This window comes from Pseudomonas sp. SG20056 (assembly GCF_031764535.1).
Classification (GTDB): domain Bacteria; phylum Pseudomonadota; class Gammaproteobacteria; order Pseudomonadales; family Pseudomonadaceae; genus Aquipseudomonas.
In genome coordinates, this window is sequence record NZ_CP134499.1 from 1,498,530 (window position 1) to 1,518,076 (window position 19,547).

Here is a 19,547-nt window from a genome sequence, read left to right on the forward strand (position 1 = left end):
GACGTATTAAATACCTTGGCGACCAATTGTTTGCCCTGCAATCGGGCGCTTTTATTGGTGTGGCGATTTCTTGGTGCGGGTGCTGCCCATTTGTCGTGCGGGCTGCAGTTTTACCGGGCAACGGGTTAAAGTTGCACCTCTGTTATTCAGGGTTGCACTTTTCATGTTCAACGCGCGTTTGATGCGTCTTGATGACCAGGCCCATGAACACACCCACGACCATCATCAACTGGTGCTGTCGCTGGCTGGGCGTGCCGAATTTGAAGTCAACGGCCGGGGTGGCGAGGTGTGCCGCATGCGCGCCTGTCTGGTGCCAGGGGATGCCGATCACCAGTTCGCCGGCATGGGTGAAAACCGCATGCTGATTATTGATCTGGATGAGCAGGGTACCTCCAGCGAAGACCTGCAGCTGCTGACTCGCCTGTTCGAAACCCCGCGTTACCCGCAACTGGATGCCGATTTCCAGAACCTGTTGAGCTATGCCGGCGCCGAGCTGGAGCGTTATGGCTCCGATCCGCTACTGCCTCGTGCGCTGGGTGGTGTGCTGCTGCGCGCCTTGCACCTGCGCCTGTTTGGCGAGCCCCATGCGCGGCCTGTGGGCGCGCTGAATCTGGAAAGAATCGACCACTACATCTTCGAGCATCTGGCGCGGCGTATCAGCGTGGCCGAGCTGGCGCAGGTGGCTTGCCTGAGCCCCAGTCATTTCCATGCGCAGTTCAAGGACAGCGTCGGTCTGACGCCGCACCAGTACCTGCTTAAAACGCGCCTGGACCGCGCCGTGCGGCTGTTGCGCGAGAGCGGCCTGCCGCTGATCCGCATTGCTGAAGAATGCGGTTTCTCCAGCCAGAGCGCGCTGACCACCGCCATGCGCCGCTATCTGGGCCTGACGCCAAAACGCCTGCGCAGCGCCGAATAAGCCCTCGCTGACCGCTTTGCTTAGCGGTTTTTATCAGGCGGTGGTTGCCAATCAAGCGTGAACTTCTTCACGCTGCCGACTAAGCTGTGGCTCACAGAGATATTTACTGTGCCTGGGCAAGGATGCTGTCCACTTCAAGTGTGCCCCTAAAGTACGAGTCGTCTTGATGAGCAAGCACTTTCCTTCATTGTTCGCGATCCCCCTGTTCGGCCTGTTGCTGCTCGGCATGCCATTACACGCCGCCAGCCTGCAAGCCGAGCTGGTGGACAGCCAGGGACAGCCCTTGGCCAATGCCGTGCTCAGTTTGCGTGGTGGAGTTGCACCTGCGGTTGCACCTGCTGCTGCGGTGATGGATCAACGTTCACAGCAGTTCGCACCGAATGTACTGGCAGTACGCAGCGGTACTTCGGTATCGTTTCCCAATAGCGACAATATTCGCCATCATGTTTATTCGTTCTCTCTCGCCAAACGCTTTGAGCTGCGTTTGTACCAAGGCACGCCGAGTGAGCCGGTGCTTTTCGACAAGCCCGGTGTAGTGGTGCTTGGCTGCAATATCCATGACTGGATGGTGGGCTATGTCTATGTCACCGACGACCCCTGGTTCGCCGTCAGCGACGCGCAGGGCAAGCTGAATCTGGAGCAGCTGCCGGCCGGTACGTACACAGTCAGCCTGTGGCACCCGCAAGCGCCGGATATGCTGCCGCAGGCTGCCGGCCAGTTGCAGCTGACTGAGGCTGGCAGCCAGCAACGCTTTACCCTGACCACGCAGGGGCCCGTCAGTCAGGCAGCTCCGAGTGCGCCGGCCAGCGCCTTTGGGGATGCATTCAAGAAGGCTCGCGATGCTGCGCAATAGCTTTCAGGCGCGCATCGCCGGCGTACTGGTGCTGCTGCTGTTGGTGGTAGTTGGCGCACTCTATGTAGCCGTGCAAACCGCCACCAATGCCGCTGTACGCAGCCAGGCGCATGAGCAACTGGATGTGGGTAGCCTGGTTTTTCAGCAATTGCTCGAAGTGCGCGGTCGCCAGTTGCACGATGCGGTGCAGGTGCTGGCCGCTGATTTCGGCTTCAAGGATGCAGTAGCCAGTGGCGATAGCGAGACCATCCGCTCGGCGCTGCTCAATCATGGCGCACGAATCAATGCCAGCGCAGTGATGATGCTGGGGTTGGATGGCAATCTGGAGGTCAGCAGTGACCGACAAATCAGCGATGAGACGGCCAAGCGCCTGAGCACTCAGGTGATGCAGCGTCAGCGTGAAGGTGTGCAGATATTTCTGATGCCAATAGCCGACAAGATCTACCTGCTGGTGGAGGCCACTGTTAGCGCGCCGTTGCCGATTGCCCGGGTGATGATGGGCTTTCAGGTTGATGACGTATTTGCCGCCGAATTGCGTGAGTTGACCCATCTGGACCTGACCCTGCGGGCGACCCAGGATGGTGTGGCCGATATCTGGATCAGTACCCTGCAGCCGGCGCAGCGTGAGCAACTGCAAGGCAGCATGGCTGAGCTGGCCAATGATGCGGTAAGTCAGATAGGTGAAGAGGCCTACCTTAATCAGACTCTGGTACTGGCCGGTGGTGAAGGCTATGAAGTGCGTGCGCTGCTGCACAAGTCCCTGAGTCAGGCGCAAGAGGCGTTTGCTCCGCTTGATCAGAATATTCTGCTGATTGCCCTGGTGGCGCTGACGGCGTCCCTTGTCGGCGCCTTATTGCTGGCACGTTCGGTGTCGCAGCCTGTGCAGCAACTGGCGGCCGTCGCCGAACGGGTGCGCCAGGGCGATTATCAGGCCAGCCTGGATCTGCAGCGCAGTGATGAATTGGGGCGTTTGGCCACCGCCTTCAAGGCCATGCAGCAGGGTATCGCCGAGCGTGAACGGCAGCTGGCGCACAACGCGTTGCATGATGCATTGACCGGTCTACCCAACCGCACTTTGGCGCTGGAGCGTCTGGGCAGTGCGATCACCGCCGGGCGGCAGACGGCCTTGCTTTACCTGGGTGTGGCGAATTTTCGTGTGGTCAATGAAAGCCTCGGAGCAGAGGGCGGCGACCTGGCGCTGCAGCAATTGAGTCGGCGCCTGCAGGCGATTCTTCGCCCTGGTGATAGCGTGGCGCGGGTTATTGGTGACGAGTTTCTTCTGTTGCTGGAAAACACGGACAGCGACAGCGCTGTAGGGATCGCCGACAAGGTGCAGCAACTGCTGCTCAAGCCGCTGCGCGTTGCCACCCATGATTTCACCCTGGATTGTCGCATCGGCATTGCCAGCTACCCGGTCGATGGCAATGCCCCGGAAGAGTTGCTGCGCCGGGCGAGCATCGCCATGCAGGATGCGGCCGGTATGCCCAGCCATCTGCAGGTTTACCAGCGTGGCCGCGATGACGCCCAGCAGCGGCAGATTCGCCTGATCCGTGATCTGCGCCATGCCTCCGAAAAGGCTGAGCTGTTGTTGCACTATCAGCCAAAGCTGGACATTACCGCCGGCCAGGTGCGCCAGGCTGAAGCCTTGTTGCGCTGGCAGCATCCGGTGCTGGGCATGGTCTCGCCGGGGGAGTTTATTCCGCTGGCCGAGCGCACCGGCAGCATCCAGCTGTTGACTGCCTGGGTGATCGAGGAGGTCATGCGCCAGTTGCGCGAGTGGGCCGGTCGTGGCCTGCGCGTGCAGGTGTCGCTGAATATCTCCACCGAAGACCTGATTGATCCGCAGTTGCCGGCGCGGGTCAGCAAACTGTTGGCCGATTACCAGGTGCCGGCCGAACAGCTGATTTTTGAGATCACCGAAAGCGGTGTGATGCTCAATCCCGAGCTCGCCCTGAAGGTGCTGCATGGTCTGCGGGCGTGCGGTATCAGCCTGTCGGTAGACGACTTTGGTACGGGCTATTCTTCCCTGACACAACTCAAGCGTATGCCAGTGCAGGAACTGAAGATCGACCAGTCGTTTATCCGTGACCTGGACGATGCCAGCGAAGACTCAGTGATCGTGCGTTCGACCATCGAAATGAGCCACAGCCTGGGCCTCAAGGTTGTGGCCGAGGGCGTCGAGTTCGAGCGCAGCTTGCAACTGCTTGGGCGCTGGCAGTGTGATACCGCCCAGGGCTACCTGATCAGCCGGCCGTTGGCGGCGAAAGCCTTTGAAACCTGGATGGCGCAATACACTCACGCCTCCTCGACTCTGGTGCATTGACCATGACTCAATTGCCACGCTGCATTGCCTTGTTGTTCGGTCTGCTGGCCAATCTGGCCTGGGCCGATGGCCGCTTGCTGGCCACGGGTGGTGCCAGCAGCATTGAAGGCGCTGCGGGTGGTGGAATTACCCCCTGGGCGGTGCTTTCCGGCTATGGCGAGCGCGGCGAATGGGGGGCGGATGTATTCGCCACGCGAGTGGAAACCGGTGATTACCGTCTGGATGTGGCCGGTATTGGCGTTGCGTTCGATAACCGTATTGAGCTGTCCTACGCCCGCCAGCGTTTTGATCTGGGCACTCTGGCGCGTAACCTCAACCTGCCGGAAAACAGCCTGAGCCAGGATATCTTCGGTCTCAAGGTGCGCCTGTTTGGTGACCTGATCTACGACCAGCTGCCGCAGGTTTCATTGGGCATTCAGCACAAACGTCAAAAGGATTTTCTGATTCCCAGCCTGGTAGGCGCGCAGCGCAGTGAAGACACCGAAGGTTATATCACTGCCAGCCGGCTGATCCTCGGTGGTGCCTTTGGCTACAACCTGCTGCTCAATGGCGGTGTCCGTTATAGCCGTGCCAACGAGCTGGGGCTGCTGGGGTTTGGTGGGGATCGCCGCGACCGTCATTCCGTGCTCAAGGAAGGCTCCGTCGCCGTGCTGTTCAATCCGCGCTGGGCGCTGGGCGTTGAGTATCGCGAGAAGCCAGACAACCTGGGTTTTGCCGGAGAAAGTGACTGGGCTGACCTGTTTCTCGGCTATTTCCCCAACAAGAACCTCGCCGTGGTACTGGCGTATGCGCGTCTGGGGGAGATCGCCACGCTGGATAATCAGGATGGGGTCTACCTGTCCGTACAGGGGAGTTTCTAAGGATGCGCAGTCTGCTGTTGGTCGTCGTGTTCACCCTGGCGGCCTGCGCTCAGCAGCCAGCCAAAGACGACAGCCTGTACCGTGACCTGGGCGAGCAGGCCGGGATTACTCGGATTGTTGAAGGCATGCTGCTGAATATCGCCGCCGACCCGCGCATCGTTCGGCACTTCGAGAATATCGACATCGTGCGCCTGCGCGACAAGCTGGTGGAGCAGATCTGCGTTGAAGCCGGCGGCCCGTGCATCTACACCGGCGACAGCATGGAAGAAAGCCACAAAGGCCAGAACCTTACTCCGAGTGACTTCAACGCCCTGGTGGAAAACCTGCAGGATGCAATGAGCGCCCAGGGCGTGCCCATGCCAGCGCAGAACCGCCTGCTAGCGCGGCTTGCGCCCATGCGCGCGCAGGTGATTGATCGTTAGTGTGCTGTCTCGGTGTCAGGTTGGGCGAAGGACTACTGATTTATACCGAGGCGCTGGCTTGGTTGTGGATCGAGGCTTTGCTACGTCGGCGGTAGAGCAGAGCTGCCCATGCCCACAGCCCTAACTCCAGAGCAAAGGACCAATGCAGTAGGAAACTCAGCCACCAGGGGCTGAACCGCGCGGGTACGCTAAAGAGTGCATAGGGTTGGTCTACCAGGGGCGCGAACCACCAGATATCGCCCACGATACTGTCGAGTAGTAGATGCAGCACACCAGCAGCACAAAAGGTGCTGGTCAGTAAGGCTGCTTTGCTGCGATCACTCTGTCGGTAAACAATCAGGCTGAGTATCAATGCGCCGATCCAGGCTATTGGCCAATGGCTGAAGTAGGTGTGGTGGTGATGCTGGCGTTGGTCGATCAGATGGAAATACAGCATATCCAGATCAGGGGCGACTCCACCCAGTAGTCCCGCGCAGATAAAAGCCTTGGCAGGAAGACGTGCAGCGAAAAGCTTGCTGTGTAAGAGCGCCGCAGCGATATAGGCTGCTGGCGCATGTCCGATGATCATCTGTATCTCGTCCCTGAGTTGCGTTCGTATGTCGTATGAGCGGTGCAGATGCTCTGCTTTCAGTTTGCTTAACGCAAGGTCTGGGCAATCGCCAGAATATCGGCGCGGTGGCTGATCACCAGGCTGAGTTCGCCGTTCTCACCGATAAAGTCCTGCGGCGGCATCAGCTTCTGGTAGGCGGCCAGCTCTTGCAGCGGCGGCAGCTCAGCGTCTGGTGTGCGTTCCTTGATGGAGTGGTAGAGCGCCAGGTTGACCAGATCGAGCAATTGCAGGCTATGCCCCGGGCTGCGTTGCCAGTTGCCGGTGTCGCGGATGATCTCGATATATTCGTTATGCACTGACCATTTCTTCAACACGATAATGCCGAGCGATTTGCTGTATTCGCGGCATAGCTTGTAATACAGCTCGCTGGAGGGCGTTACGCTTTCGTTTCTGAACGCCGAGAGCACGGCCAGGGTGCCCACTTCGCTGAGCAGACTGGCCAGCAGGGCGTGTTCCGCCGTCACATGGCCCAGCAGGCGTGCCAGCATGGCGCAGGTGCTGGCTTTGATTACCAGACGCTCCCAGGCATCGACAAACAAGCGCTTATGCCCTGGGCTGTGCAAGGTGAACAGGCTTTTGATGCTGTGCACCATGGTGATTCGGTCGACTTCACCCATGCCGAGCAGGCCGATCACTTCGTGCAGCGTCTTGGGCGCCAAGGTATGCCGATACAGCGCGCTGGACGCATGTTTCATCAGCAGGGCGCTGAGGGCCGGGTCGCGGCTGATCAGGCGCACCAAGTCCTTTAGCGAAATATTCGGGTCACCCAACGCGCGGCGGATATCCAGGGTGATGGTCGGCAGGCTGGGCAATTGCTCTTCGCCTTGCATCAACTGCGAGACTACGCGCCGGTAGATTGAGTAATCGGATGCTTCGCTCTGCAACACACACCTCCAGCCTTATGGATGCAGTCTAGATGGCCGTTACACGCGTGGCACAAGTGGCGATGGATGGCTGTAATCCGCGAAAAGTGTGGCGTTGTGCTTTAAACGGCTGTTTACAGGAAGTTCCTATGCCTGGAGTTTTTTGCAAAAACTCCAGAGCTTTTTGTAAGAAGCGGTCATGCTTCTGCCACTAAATTCCGTGCTCGATTTACGCGGTGCGCAGGTTTCTGCCCATTGGCTTGCTCCGGCAGGCCTGTGCAGTTGGGCTAGACCTAATACATACAGTGAGCAAATAAGGGATAAGGCGTGATCGTAATAGCCCGTCTGACCTTGTCCGAAATTGCGCCTGCACAGGCCGTGGTGAGTGGTGCTGAGTTTTTACCGGCGTGCAGCGGTTGCCAGAACCTTAAATGCGCGCAGGGCCTGGCCAGGTGTAAGGCGCTGGCAGGCAATTAAAAGGATTTTCACGGGCGAATGTCTTGCGGCATACGCCCGTTGTTGTATTGGGGCCTTAAAGCCTTTTTACGATCTCGCGAGCTCAAGCGTTGCAGGGCGGTTTTTAGTCCAGCAGAAAAGACGCGCAGCAGATCGTAAGCAGGTTCTTTGTGTCTCGGTTGCGGTAACCGGCTTCACCTGCATAGGCAGGCGTGCAATGCCACATTGGCGATGGGGGCTACTCCCTGTTGCTTGAATAACAACAATCAAGAGGGGAGCTCCCCAATGACTGCAAATACTCCGATGCTCGTCACCTTCGTGGTGTACATCGCACTCATGGTGCTGATTGGCCTGTTCGCGTATATGCGCACCAAGAACCTTTCCGATTACATCCTGGGCGGTCGTAGCCTGGGCAGTTTCGTCACCGCCCTGTCGGCGGGTGCTTCGGACATGAGCGGCTGGCTGCTGATGGGCCTGCCAGGTGCGGTATACCTGTCTGGTCTGTCCGAAGGCTGGATCGCCATCGGCCTGATTGTCGGGGCTTACCTGAACTGGTTGTTCGTTGCTGGCCGTCTGCGCGTGCAGACCGAGCACAATGGCAACGCCCTGACCCTGCCGGATTACTTCACTCACCGTTTTGAAGACAGCAGCCGCGTGCTGCGCATCTTCTCGGCGCTGGTGATTCTGGTGTTCTTCACCATCTACTGCGCCTCGGGCGTTGTGGCCGGTGCCCGTCTGTTTGAAAGCACCTTCGGCATGTCCTACGAGACGGCGCTGTGGGCCGGTGCTGCAGCGACCATCGCCTACACCTTTATCGGTGGTTTCCTGGCGGTGAGCTGGACTGACACCGTGCAGGCTACCCTGATGATCTTCGCCTTGATCCTCACGCCGGTCGTGGTGCTGATTGCCACCGGTGGTGCCGATGCGACCTTCGCAGCAATCGAACTGAAAGATGCCACCAGTTTCGACATGCTCAAGGGCGCGACCTTTGTTGGCGTGATCTCCCTGATGGCCTGGGGCCTGGGCTACTTCGGCCAGCCGCACATCCTGGCGCGCTTCATGGCCGCTGACTCGGTGAAGTCGATCCCGGCAGCCCGTCGTATCTCCATGACCTGGATGATCCTGACTCTGGCAGGCGCTGTGGCGGTTGGCTTCTTCGGTATTGCGTACTTCTCCGCCAACCCGGACCTCGCTGGCCCGGTGACCGAGAACCCAGAGCGCGTATTTATCGAGCTGGCCAAGCTGCTGTTCAACCCGTGGATCGCCGGCATCCTGTTGTCCGCCATCCTGGCTGCGGTCATGAGCACCCTGAGCTGCCAGTTGCTGGTGTGCTCCAGTGCCCTGACTGAAGACTTCTACAAGGCTTTCCTGCGTAAAGATGCTTCGCAGACCGAGCTGGTATGGGTCGGCCGTGGCATGGTGCTGCTGATTGCGATCGTCGCCATCATGCTGGCTGCCAACCCGGAAAACCGCGTGCTGGGCCTGGTGTCCTACGCCTGGGCAGGTTTCGGTGCTGCGTTCGGTCCGGTGGTGATCCTCTCGCTGGTCTGGAAGCAGATGACTCGCAACGGCGCGTTGGCCGGCATGCTGGTCGGTGCCCTGACCGTGATCCTGTGGAAGAACTTCCTCGGCCACCTGGGCCTGTACGAAATCATCCCGGGCTTTATCTTCGCCACCCTCGCCATTCTGGTGTTCAGCAAGATCGGCAGCGGCCCTTCGGCCAGCATGATCAAGCGCTTCGACGAAGCCGAGAAGGAATACCAGTCGGTCTGATGGGTTGAGATCCCTGGCAACTGACTGGTCGCTCAGTTGCCCCGCGGACCTGCTTCGCGGTGATGTGCGTGCGACCCGATAGCGCTTCGCCGGCCCGCACCTTTGGTGTTGGGCCGGTTTTTTTATGGCTGACCATCCATGGCCGCTACCCTTCGGGCCGTTGCTATGCGACGTTAAAAATTGTTCCAGACAATTTTTATCGCCTGCCTGCCATAAGTCCGCAGCCAGCGAGCAGCGTCTTTACGCGACGTTAAAAATGGCACCTGGCCTTTTTTATGCTCGAAATAAAATCTCAGGCACCGCGCTGCGCTTTCGATTGGCCACGGGTTTGGCTAAGGTGGCGGGGTTTGCCTTAATCGAGCTGTCCGTACAGGTTCTGCATGACTCAATCACCGAAAGACCCGCTGCATGGTGTGACCCTTGAAGCCATTCTCACCGCCCTGGTTGCCCAGTACGGCTGGGATGGGTTGGCCGAGCGGATTGATATCCGCTGTTTCAAGAGCGACCCAAGCATCAAGTCCAGCCTGACTTTCTTGCGCAAGACGCCCTGGGCGCGGGACAAGGTCGAAGCCCTGTATATCCGCTCGCAGGCGCGCAAATAGGCCCTAAGACCCTATTCGAAATCTGGCACCCTTGTTGCAATACCTCTGCAAACGCCGCGAAGCGTCAAAAAACCGCGGCCAGTGGAGGTAGTGATGAGCCAGGGTGTTGAATTCAATCGCTTGATGCTGGAGATGCGCTCCATGCAGGCCGACGCCATGGCGCGTCAGAAGCCTGTCGCCAGCACACCGGAACCCGGTGCGCCGAGCTTTTCCGAGATGCTCGGGCAGGCGGTCAGTAAGGTCAACGAAACCCAGCAGGCCTCCAGCAAGCTGGCAACCGCCTTTGAAATGGGCACCAGTGGCGTGGATTTGACGGACGTGATGATCGCCTCGCAGAAAGCCAGCGTTTCCTTTCAGGCCATGACCCAGGTGCGCAACAAGCTGGTTCAGGCTTATCAAGACATTATGCAGATGCCGGTTTAAGGGTAGGGCTGAATCATGGCTGAAGCCGTCGCTGCAAACGTACCTGCCACCACCGGTGGTGATGAGCCGAAGAAACCGCTGTTCGGCCTGACTTTTCTGGAAAACCTCGCCGACATGTCGATGTTGCGCCAGATCGGCCTGCTGGTCGGTCTGGCCGCCAGCGTGGCCATCGGCTTTGCCGTGGTGCTGTGGTCGCAGCAACCGGACTACCAGCCGTTGTATGGCAGCCTCGATGGTATGGATGCGTCCCAGGTGATGGAGACGCTGTCCGCCGCCGACATCAAGTACACCGTGGAACCGAATTCCGGCGCGTTGCTGGTCAAGTCTGATGACCTGGCCCGTGCGCGTATGCGCCTGGCTGCTGCTGGTGTTGCACCGAAGGACAATAGCGTCGGTTTTGAAATCCTCGACCAGGAGCAAGGCCTGGGCACCAGCCAGTTTATGGAAGCCACCCGCTACCGCCGCGGCCTGGAAGGCGAGCTGGCGCGTACCGTTTCCAGCTTGAACAACGTCAAGGCGGCTCGCGTACACCTGGCCATTCCGAAGAGTTCGGTATTTGTGCGCGACGAGCGCAAGCCCAGTGCCTCGGTGCTGGTGGAGCTGTATTCCGGGCGTGGTCTGGAGCCGAGCCAGGTGATGGCCATCGTCAATCTGGTTGCCAGCAGTGTGCCGGAAATGGACAAGGCGCAAGTCACTGTGGTCGACCAGAAGGGCAACCTGCTCTCGGATATTCAGGAAATGTCCGAGCTGACCATGGCCGGCAAGCAGTTCGATTACAGCCGTCGTATGGAAAGCCTGTTTACCCAGCGCGTGCACAACATCCTGCAACCGGTACTGGGTTCGGGCCGCTACAAGGCTGAAGTGTCGGCTGATGTGGATTTCAGCGCGGTGGAATCCACCTCGGAAATGTTCAACCCGGATCAACCGGCGCTGCGCAGTGAGCAGTCGGTCAATGAACAACGTACCAGCAGCCTGCCGCCGCAAGGTGTGCCGGGTGCTCTGGCCAATCAGCCGCCGGGTGCGGCGGCAGCTCCCGAGCAAGCAGGTGGCGCGGCTGCGGTGCCCGGCCCGGTTGCCGCCGGGCAGCCGCTGCTGGATGCCAACGGTGAGCAGATTATCGATCCAGCTACCGGCTTGGCTATGCTGGCGCCGTATCCGGCGGACAAGCGCGAGCAGTCCACCCGCAACTTCGAGCTGGATCGTTCGATCAGCTACACCAAGCAGCAGCAAGGCCGTCTGCGCCGCCTGTCGGTAGCGGTGGTGGTGGACGATCAGGTCAAGGTCGATGCGGCCACTGGCGAAACCACGCGGGTGCCATGGAGCAGTGATGATCTGGCACGCTTTACCCGTCTGGTGCAGGACTCGGTGGGTTTTGACGCCAGCCGTGGCGATAGCGTCAGCGTGATCAATACGCCGTTCTCCGCCGAGCTGGGCGAGGAGATGATTGATATTCCGTTCTACACCCAGCCGTGGTTCTGGGATGTGGTCAAGCAAGTGCTCGGCGTGCTGTTTATCCTCATATTGGTGTTCGGTGTGCTGCGGCCTGTGCTCAACAACATTACCAATGGTGGCAAAGGTCAGGGCGATGGCCGCGATGGTGATGTCGAGCTGGGTGAAATGGGCGCGCTGGGTGGCGATCTGGCCGAGGACCGTGTGAGTCTGGGCGGCCCGCAAAGCATCCTCCTGCCGAGCCCGAGTGAGGGGTATGATGCACAATTGAACGCCATCAAGAGCCTGGTCGCTGAAGACCCAGGCCGCGTAGCCCAGGTTGTGAAAGAGTGGATTAACGCCGATGAGTGAGAATCGAACTGCCACTAAATTGAGCAAGGTCGACAAGGCCGCGATTCTGCTGCTGTCGCTGGGTGAGACCGATGCCGCTCAGGTGCTGCGTCACCTGGGGCCAAAGGAAGTGCAGCGGGTTGGCGTGGCTATGGCCGGCATGCGCAACATCCAGCGCGAGCAGGTTGAGCAGGTGATGGGTGAATTCGTCGACATCGTCGGCGATCAGACCAGTCTGGGCGTCGGTGCCGACGGTTATATTCGCAAAATGCTGACTCAGGCGCTGGGTGAAGACAAAGCCGGCAACCTGATCGACCGTATCCTCCTCGGCGGCAGTACCAGCGGTCTGGACAGCCTGAAATGGATGGAACCGCGTGCCGTTGCCGACGTGATCCGTTACGAGCACCCACAGATTCAGGCCATTGTGGTGGCCTATCTCGATCCCGATCAGGCCGGTGAAGTGCTTGGCCACTTCGATCACAAGGTACGTTTGGATATCGTTCTGCGCGTATCGTCGCTGAACACCGTGCAACCGGCTGCGCTGAAAGAACTCAACCAGATTCTCGAGAAGCAGTTCTCTGGCAGCTCCAACACCACCCGCGCCGCGCTCGGCGGGGTTAAGCGTGCCGCCGATATCATGAACTTCCTCGACAGCTCGGTCGAAGGCCAGCTGATGGACTCGATCCGCGAAGTCGACGAAGACCTCTCCAGCCAGATCGAGGACCTGATGTTCGTCTTCGACAACCTTGCCGATGTCGACGACCGTGGCATCCAGGCGCTGCTGCGCGAGGTGTCTTCTGACGTACTGGTGCTGGCGCTCAAAGGTGCCGACGAGGCGATCAAGGAAAAAGTCTTCAAGAACATGTCCAAACGTGCCGCCGAACTGCTGCGCGACGATCTGGAAGCCAAAGGTCCGGTACGCGTCAGCGACGTGGAAACCGCGCAGAAGGAAATCCTCACCATCGCCAGACGTATGGCCGAGGCCGGAGAAATTGTCCTAGGCGGCAAAGGCGGCGAGGAAATGGTCTAACGCATGTCCAGTAAAGAGCCGCCTAGCGAGCTGATTCGCGCCAAGGACCTCAAAGGCGTTGATGTCTGGACGCTGCCTAGCTTCGACCCGGAAGTCGAAATACCTGAACCAGGCGAAGAAGAGCAGGTGTCCGAGCAGCCTGTTGAGGCGAGCGAGCAGGCACCGGCCGAAAGCGAAGACGTAGCCCTGGAAGACGTCAAACCCTTGACGCTGGATGAATTGGAGGCGATCCGCCAGGACGCCTACAACGAGGGTTTTGCCACGGGCGAGAAGGACGGCTTCCATGCTGGCCAGCTGAAGGCCAAGCAGGAAGCCGATATGGCCCTGGCCGCCAAACTGGCTGGGCTGGAGCAATTGATGACGCAACTGTTCGAGCCGATTGCCGAGCAAGATCAGCAGCTTGAAGAAGCCATGGTCAGTCTGCTCGGGCAGATGGTGCGCCAGGTGATTCAGCGTGAGCTGGTCAGCGACTCCAGCCAGATTCGTCAGGTGCTCAGCGAGGCGCTCAAGCTGCTGCCGATGGGCACCGGCAATATTCGTATTCACGTCAATCCGCAAGATTTCGAGATGATCAAGGCCCTGCGTGAGCGTCACGAGGAGAGCTGGCGGATTCTCGAAGATGCTTCCTTGCTGCCCGGCGGTTGCCGGGTGGAAAGTGAACTCAGCCGTATCGACGCCACTGTGGAAACCCGTCTGAACCAGGCCATCAAGCAGTTGTTCGAGCAGCAGCGCGAACAGGCGGCGCACCCGCTGGAGGCCGATCTACATACTGATCTGGATGCTCAGCCGCTGGCGGTTCCCCAGAAGGATATGCCCGAGGTAGATGCTCCTCAGGCAGATAACCAGGCGAGCCCGGATGCGCCTTGATCGGGTGAGTTTCGCCAAACGTCTGGCCGGTTACAGTGAGGCCGTGGCACTGCCAACTCAGCCGTTGGTCGAAGGCCGCCTGCTACGCATGGTCGGCCTGACCCTGGAAGCTGAAGGTCTGCGCGCTGCTCTGGGCAGCCGTTGCCTGGTGATCAACGACGACAGCTATCACCCTGTACAGGTCGAAGCCGAGGTGATGGGCTTCTCTAACGGCAAGATCTTCCTGATGCCGGTCGGCAGTCTGGCCGGCATTGCTCCAGGTGCTCGTGTGGTGCCGTTACCGGATACCGGGCGTCTGCCGATGGGCATGTCGATGCTCGGGCGGGTGCTCGATGGCACCGGTCGCGCCCTCGATGGCAAGGGCGGCATGAAGGCCGAAGACTGGGTGCCAATGGATGGCCCAGCGATCAACCCGCTCAACCGTCACCCTATCAGTGAACCGCTGGATGTCGGCATCCGCTCCATCAATGGCCTGCTCACCGTCGGCCGTGGCCAGCGCCTTGGCCTGTTTGCCGGCACGGGTGTGGGTAAGTCGGTGCTGCTGGGCATGATGACGCGCTTTACCGAGGCTGACATTATCGTGGTCGGGTTGATTGGTGAGCGGGGCCGCGAAGTTAAGGAATTTATCGATGAGATCCTCGGTCACGAGGGTCTCAAGCGTTCAGTGGTCGTAGCCTCGCCGGCCGACGATGCGCCGCTGATGCGCCTGCGTGCGGCAATGTATTGCACGCGCATTGCCGAGTATTTCCGCGATAAGGGCAAGAATGTTCTGTTGCTGATGGACTCGCTGACCCGTTTCGCCCAGGCCCAGCGGGAAATTGCCCTGGCCATTGGCGAGCCACCGGCAACCAAAGGCTACCCGCCATCGGTGTTTGCTCGCCTGCCCAAGCTGGTCGAGCGCGCCGGCAATGCGGAGAAGGGCGGCGGGTCGATTACTGCGTTTTATACCGTACTCAGTGAAGGCGACGACCAGCAAGACCCGATTGCCGACGCCGCCCGCGGTGTGCTCGACGGCCATATCGTGCTGTCGCGTCGCTTGGCCGAGGAGGGGCATTACCCGGCCATCGATATCGAAGCCTCGATCAGCCGGGTGATGCCGCAGGTGGTCAGCGAAGAGCATCTGCGCCTGTCACAGCGCTTCAAACAGCTGTGGTCGCGCTATCAGCAGAGCCGCGACCTGATCAGTGTTGGCGCTTATGTACCCGGTGGGGATGCTGACACCGATCTGGCCATCGCGCGCCAGCCAGCCATGGTCAAGTACCTGCGGCAGAACCTGCAGGACAACGAAAGCCTGGAAAGCAGCAGCGCGCAGCTGGCGGCGACCTTCAACCCTGCCGCAGCGGGCGTGTAAGCCATGGCGCAAAGCCGCGCCGCGCGCCTGGCTCCAGTGGTCGATATGGCCGAGCGCGCCGAACGTGAAGCGGCCTTGCAGCTGGGGCGTTGCCAGGGGCTGTTACGCCAGGCCGAAGTGCAGCTGGGCGATCTGGAGCGCTACCGCGGGGATTACCAGCAACAATGGATCAGTGAAGGCCAGCGCGGCGTCTCCGGCCAGTGGCTGATGAACTATCAGCGCTTTCTTACCCAGCTGGAAACCGCCATCGGCCAGCAGCGCAACAGCGTCGACTGGCACCGCGCCAATATGGAAAAAGTGCGTGAGGTCTGGCAGCAGCGTTATGCGCGTCTGGAGGGTTTACGCAAGCTGGTCAAACGTTATCAGGACGAAGCGCGCCTGGCCGAAGACAAGCGTGAGCAAAAACTGCTGGATGAGCTTTCACAGCGCATATCCGCCCGTGATTCGCAGCCTTGAGCGCGACTTGCCGTTTACTTGAAACTGAAGGCGACACATCAACTCAGCCGAAACAGTTGCCGCATGGGCATTGCGATGCTACATCTTGATCATGCATAACCTGCAGTCTGGCCCACCTGAACGTGCGGCCTGGTCTTTTCGTTGATAGGAGTAATTCATGGCCATCACCTCGCTGCCCTCATCCGATGGGCAAGAGCTGACCATTCTGATTCAGGGACGCTTCGATTTCGGTGCGCATCAGGAATTTCGCAATGCCTACGAACGCGTCAATACCACCCCGCAGCGTTACGTCGTAGACCTCAAGGACACCACCTACCTTGACAGCTCAGCGCTCGGCATGCTGTTGCTGCTGCGTGATCACGCCGGTGGCGACAGTGCGCAGATCCGTCTGCTCAACTGCAACCCGGATGTACGCAAGATCCTCGCTATCTCGAATTTCGAGCAACTGTTCAAGATCGCCTGACGCGGGGCGCGTGCCATGGCAGAGCGTCTGTCCATTCTGATTGCCGAGGACAACGCGGCTGACCGCATGCTGTTGTCGACCATCGTCAGTCGTCAGGGCCACAGGGTACTGACTGCCAGTAATGGCCTGGAAGCCGTGGCACTGTTTGAGCAGGAGCGTCCACAGCTGGTGCTGATGGATGCCTTGATGCCGGTCATGGACGGCTTTGAAGCCGCGCGGCGGATCAAGCAGGTCGCCGGCGAAGAACTGGTGCCGATCATCTTTCTTACCTCACTGACCGAAGGCGAAGCCCTGGTGCGCTGCCTGGAAGCCGGCGGTGACGACTTTCTGGCCAAGCCCTATAACCGGGTGATTCTCGAAGCCAAGATCAAGGCCATGGATCGCCTGCGCCGCTTGCAGGACACCGTGCTGCAGCAGCGCGACCTGATTGCCATGCACAACGAACACCTGCTCAACGAGCAGCGTGTAGCCAAGGCGGTGTTCGACAAGGTCACTCATTCCGGTTGTCTGGATGCGCCGAATATCCGTTATCTGCAATCGCCCTACGCGGTGTTTAACGGCGATCTGCTGCTGGCTGCGTTCAAACCCTCAGGCGGCATGCATGTGCTATTGGGCGATTTCACCGGTCACGGTTTGCCCGCGGCAATTGGCGCGATGCCGCTGGCCGAGGTGTTCTACGGCATGACGGCCAAGGGCTATTCGCTGGCCGAAGTGCTGCGCGAGATCAACGCCAAGCTCAAACGCATTCTCCCGGTCGGGGTGTTCTGCTGCGCCACGGTGCTGAATATCAGCTTCCAGCGCCAGGTGGTCGAAGTGTGGAACGGCGGCCTGCCAGATGGCTATCTGCTGCGCGGCAGTGGCGAGCGCTTGCCGCTGGTATCGCGGCATTTGCCGCTGGGCGTGCTGGAGCCAACCGCGTTCAACGACAAGTACGAGGTTTATCCATTGGCGCTGGGGGATCGGGTTTTCCTGCTTTCCGATGGCGTGCTGGAGGCCTGTAACAAGCAGGGCGAGTTGTTCGGGGAGGGGCGTCTGCTTGAGGTGTTTGTCGCCAATCGGCAGCAAACGGCGCTGTTTGGCGAGATTCAGCAGGCGCTGACCCGCTTCAGTGGCGAGCAGCAGGATGATGTCAGTCTGCTTGAAGTCAGTCTGGTCGATGACGCCGAACTGAGCCGGCCGCCGCTGGCCTTCGCCGACAATGGCCAGAGCCATTCACTGGACTGGTCGGCCAGCTTCGAGTTTCGCGGAGAAACTCTGCGCCATTTCAATCCGTTGCCGTTCCTCTTGCAGCTACTGCTTGAGGTGCAGGGCTTACGGCCTCAGGGCGGCGCCTTGTTCAGTGTGCTGGCCGAGCTGTATTCGAATGCCCTGGAGCATGGCGTGCTAGGCCTGGACTCGGCGCTCAAGGCAAATGCCGAGGGTTTTGCCGAGTACTACCGTCAGCGCAGCGTACGGTTGGCAGCGCTGAGCGATGGGTTTGTGCGCTTTCATCTGCAATTGTTGCCAGAGGGCGCGGGTGGACGGTTGGTCGTGCGGGTTGAAGACAGCGGCTCGGGTTTCGATGCGCAGCAATTGCCGACAGAACCCCGTGATGCCCATAGCTTGAGCGGTCGCGGGCTGGCGCTGGTCAGGCAGTTGAGTGAACGTTGCAGTTGGGGCGACGGCGAACCGGGGGTGCGCGTGGAGTTTTCCTGGTTGCCTGGGGCATAATCCAAGGCAATACGCGAGGGGAGCGAGCAGTTGTCCGATATTCACCTTGATAGCGCAGTATTGGCGGCTTTGCAGGACGTCATGGAAGATGAATACCCGGTTCTGCTGGATACCTTCCTGATCGACTCCGAAGAGCGCCTGCTGGTGTTGCGTCAGGCTGAGCGGGCAGCCGATGCGCAGAGCCTGCGCTTGGCAGCTCACAGCTTCAAAGGCAGCTGCAGCAATATGGGTGCACTGATGTTGGCCGGGCTGTGCAAACAGCTGGAGGAGGCCGGGCGGCGTGAGCAGTTGGAGCTGGCCCCTGATCTGGTTGAGCAGATCGAGCGTGAATTTGCCATCGTGCGCATTCTTCTCAAGTCCGAGCGGCAGCGTTATCGGCACTAGCCTTGCTGCTTCTGTCTCTGGTCGCTACATTTTTCCCCGCTGAACCTGCCCGCCAACAAGTTGGCCCGCGCCTTGCAAAACTCTCCACACGACCAACCCCGAGCGGAGAGTATCCATGTCCGTTGCCCCCGATCTGCTGCTCAAGTCGGCACCTGAAGTAAAGCCCAGGGCTGCTGCATCAAAACCGCCGGAAAAACCTGCGCAGCCCAATAGAAATGAAGCTTCCAGCTTCTCTCAGGTGTATGCCAAAGAGCGTCAGGCCAAGGCGGAAGCGCGCAACGATGCGTCCGCCAAGCCTGCGCGTGAGAGCAAAGTTGATAAAGACGAGCCGCAGGATGCGCAGGTGCCAGCTGCCGCTGGGCAGGCCGAGGTTGCCGATAGCGGCAAGCCTTTGCCGACTGACCCGGCAAGCGATGGCGCAGTGCTGGATCCGCTGCTGTTGCTCGGCATAACCGGCGAGATGCCGGCGGAGGAGGCTGAAGAGTTGGCGCCGGACACAGAGCCTGCGCCACTGCTGGTCACTACCGGCAGCCTGACCAGCTCAGGCCCGGCGAGCATGACTGAGGCCAGCTTCGATGCTGAGCTGGATTCACTTAACCAGCTGCCGGCAGTGCGCATGGCGTTGGAAATGGGTGCGAAGGAAAAACTGCAGGCCGATCAGGCCATAACTCCTTCAGCGCAGGCGCAAAACGTCAGTCAGAGCTTGCTGGCCAGTCAAGTGGTACAGGATGAAGCCCCGGTCGAGGTGGATAGCCTGGAACTGCCAGAGATACAGCTCGAAGCCCTCACCGGTAAAAGCCTGGAGGCGTTGAAGGAAGGCACGGCCAATAACGCGCCGGAGAACTTTGTCAGTAAGCTCAATGCCCTGACTCAGGCGATGAACCAACAAGTGACTCAGGCACGCGCGCCCTTATTGGCTGGCCAACCGGTGGCCATGCAGCAGGGTGGCTGGAGCGAAGCAGTTGTGGATCGGGTGATGGTAATGTCCAGCCAGAACCTCAAGTCGGCTGAGATTCAGCTGGATCCTGCAGAGCTCGGCCGTTTGGAAGTGCGCATCAGTGTCAACCAGGAGCAAAGCCAGGTGACATTCGCCAGCCCGCATGCTGGAGTGCGTGAAGCGCTGGACTCGCAGATGCACCGTTTGCGTGAGCTGTTCGCCCAGCAGGGCATGAACCAGCTCGACGTGAACGTCTCTGATCAGTCGCTTAGCCGCGGTTGGCAAGGGCAGGAAGGTGATGGTGGCAAAGGTCGTGGCGGCTCCTCCGGCGAGTTACTTGGCGCTGATGAGGAGCTGCATTCGAGTGCTGTCGAGTCTGCCCGCGCGACTTCTGTGAGTGCTCGTGGGTTGGTCGATTACTACGCATAGAGCGCTTGCTGCTGTAGTTGCATGCCCCACTGATCTAAAC

At 59.8% G+C, this 19,547-nt stretch carries 19 protein-coding genes; 17 read left to right on the forward strand and 2 right to left on the reverse strand.

What is annotated here, in order from left to right:
- Window positions 1-163 precede the first annotated feature (163 nt).
- The 5 genes from RHP75_RS07180 to RHP75_RS07200 all read left to right on the forward strand — a co-directional run bounded on the left by RHP75_RS07180 (window position 164) and on the right by RHP75_RS07200 (window position 5,374).
- On the forward strand, window positions 164-916 hold the full coding sequence (locus RHP75_RS07180; protein ID WP_311091143.1) for an AraC family transcriptional regulator: 753 nt from the start codon (window positions 164-166) through the stop codon (window positions 914-916).
- Between the two features lie 166 nt (window positions 917-1,082).
- A complete protein-coding gene (locus RHP75_RS07185) occupies window positions 1,083-1,769 on the forward strand; it encodes a methylamine utilization protein (RefSeq protein WP_409079708.1) in 687 nt (228 codons plus the stop codon).
- On the forward strand, window positions 1,756-4,092 hold the full coding sequence (locus RHP75_RS07190) for an EAL domain-containing protein (protein ID WP_311091144.1): 2,337 nt from the start codon (window positions 1,756-1,758) through the stop codon (window positions 4,090-4,092). The genes RHP75_RS07185 and RHP75_RS07190 overlap by 14 nt, the downstream gene beginning before the upstream one ends.
- 2 nt (window positions 4,093-4,094) lie before the next feature.
- Window positions 4,095-4,952, forward strand: coding sequence for a DUF3034 family protein (locus RHP75_RS07195; RefSeq protein ID WP_311091145.1), 858 nt, complete (start codon window positions 4,095-4,097; stop codon window positions 4,950-4,952).
- A gap of 2 nt (window positions 4,953-4,954) precedes the next feature.
- On the forward strand, window positions 4,955-5,374 hold the full coding sequence (locus RHP75_RS07200; RefSeq protein ID WP_311091146.1) for a group 1 truncated hemoglobin: 420 nt from the start codon (window positions 4,955-4,957) through the stop codon (window positions 5,372-5,374).
- A gap of 40 nt (window positions 5,375-5,414) precedes the next feature.
- On the opposite strand, the gene RHP75_RS07205 is transcribed toward RHP75_RS07200, so the two are convergent.
- Together RHP75_RS07205 and RHP75_RS07210 are read right to left on the reverse strand one after the other, a co-directional pair.
- On the reverse strand, window positions 5,415-5,942 hold the full coding sequence (locus tag RHP75_RS07205) for a metal-dependent hydrolase (protein WP_311091147.1): 528 nt from the start codon (window positions 5,940-5,942) through the stop codon (window positions 5,415-5,417).
- 68 nt (window positions 5,943-6,010) lie between these two features.
- Window positions 6,011-6,868, reverse strand: coding sequence for an HDOD domain-containing protein (locus RHP75_RS07210; protein ID WP_311091148.1), 858 nt, complete (start codon window positions 6,866-6,868; stop codon window positions 6,011-6,013).
- 720 nt (window positions 6,869-7,588) lie between these two features.
- On the opposite strand from RHP75_RS07210, the gene putP reads away from it, so the two are divergent.
- The 12 genes from putP (at window position 7,589) to RHP75_RS07270 (ending at window position 19,507) form a co-directional block, all read left to right on the forward strand.
- Window positions 7,589-9,076, forward strand: coding sequence for a sodium/proline symporter PutP (gene putP / locus RHP75_RS07215; RefSeq protein WP_311091149.1), 1,488 nt, complete (start codon window positions 7,589-7,591; stop codon window positions 9,074-9,076).
- A gap of 380 nt (window positions 9,077-9,456) precedes the next feature.
- Window positions 9,457-9,678, forward strand: coding sequence for a VF530 family protein (locus tag RHP75_RS07220; RefSeq protein ID WP_311091151.1), 222 nt, complete (start codon window positions 9,457-9,459; stop codon window positions 9,676-9,678).
- Between the two features lie 93 nt (window positions 9,679-9,771).
- Window positions 9,772-10,101, forward strand: a complete 330-nt coding sequence (gene fliE, locus RHP75_RS07225) for a flagellar hook-basal body complex protein FliE (protein WP_311091152.1) — start codon at window positions 9,772-9,774, stop codon at window positions 10,099-10,101.
- Between the two features lie 15 nt (window positions 10,102-10,116).
- Window positions 10,117-11,901 carry a flagellar basal-body MS-ring/collar protein FliF gene (fliF, locus tag RHP75_RS07230; protein WP_311091153.1) on the forward strand — a complete coding sequence of 595 codons (1,785 nt, stop codon included), beginning with the start codon at window positions 10,117-10,119 and terminating at the stop codon, window positions 11,899-11,901.
- On the forward strand, window positions 11,894-12,910 hold the full coding sequence (gene fliG, locus RHP75_RS07235) for a flagellar motor switch protein FliG (RefSeq protein WP_275963036.1): 1,017 nt from the start codon (window positions 11,894-11,896) through the stop codon (window positions 12,908-12,910). The genes fliF and fliG overlap by 8 nt, the downstream gene beginning before the upstream one ends.
- 3 nt (window positions 12,911-12,913) lie before the next feature.
- Window positions 12,914-13,777: a flagellar assembly protein FliH gene (gene fliH / locus RHP75_RS07240; RefSeq protein WP_311091156.1), complete on the forward strand. Its 864-nt coding sequence runs from the start codon at window positions 12,914-12,916 to the stop codon at window positions 13,775-13,777.
- Complete coding sequence (gene fliI / locus RHP75_RS07245; RefSeq protein WP_311091157.1) at window positions 13,767-15,128, forward strand: flagellar protein export ATPase FliI; 1,362 nt, start codon at window positions 13,767-13,769, stop codon at window positions 15,126-15,128. Before fliH ends, fliI begins: the two co-directional genes overlap by 11 nt.
- A gap of 3 nt (window positions 15,129-15,131) precedes the next feature.
- Complete coding sequence (gene fliJ / locus RHP75_RS07250) at window positions 15,132-15,584, forward strand: flagellar export protein FliJ (protein WP_311091158.1); 453 nt, start codon at window positions 15,132-15,134, stop codon at window positions 15,582-15,584.
- Window positions 15,585-15,741: 157 nt separating this feature from the next.
- Window positions 15,742-16,047, forward strand: a complete 306-nt coding sequence (locus RHP75_RS07255) for an STAS domain-containing protein (RefSeq protein ID WP_090383787.1) — start codon at window positions 15,742-15,744, stop codon at window positions 16,045-16,047.
- A gap of 15 nt (window positions 16,048-16,062) precedes the next feature.
- Window positions 16,063-17,757 (forward strand): fused response regulator/phosphatase, encoded by a 1,695-nt coding sequence (locus tag RHP75_RS07260; protein WP_311091159.1) that lies wholly within the window; start codon window positions 16,063-16,065, stop codon window positions 17,755-17,757.
- 30 nt (window positions 17,758-17,787) lie between these two features.
- Complete coding sequence (locus RHP75_RS07265; RefSeq protein ID WP_311091160.1) at window positions 17,788-18,141, forward strand: Hpt domain-containing protein; 354 nt, start codon at window positions 17,788-17,790, stop codon at window positions 18,139-18,141.
- A gap of 115 nt (window positions 18,142-18,256) precedes the next feature.
- On the forward strand, window positions 18,257-19,507 hold the full coding sequence (locus tag RHP75_RS07270) for a flagellar hook-length control protein FliK (protein WP_311091161.1): 1,251 nt from the start codon (window positions 18,257-18,259) through the stop codon (window positions 19,505-19,507).
- The last annotated feature ends 40 nt before the right edge of the window (window positions 19,508-19,547 follow it).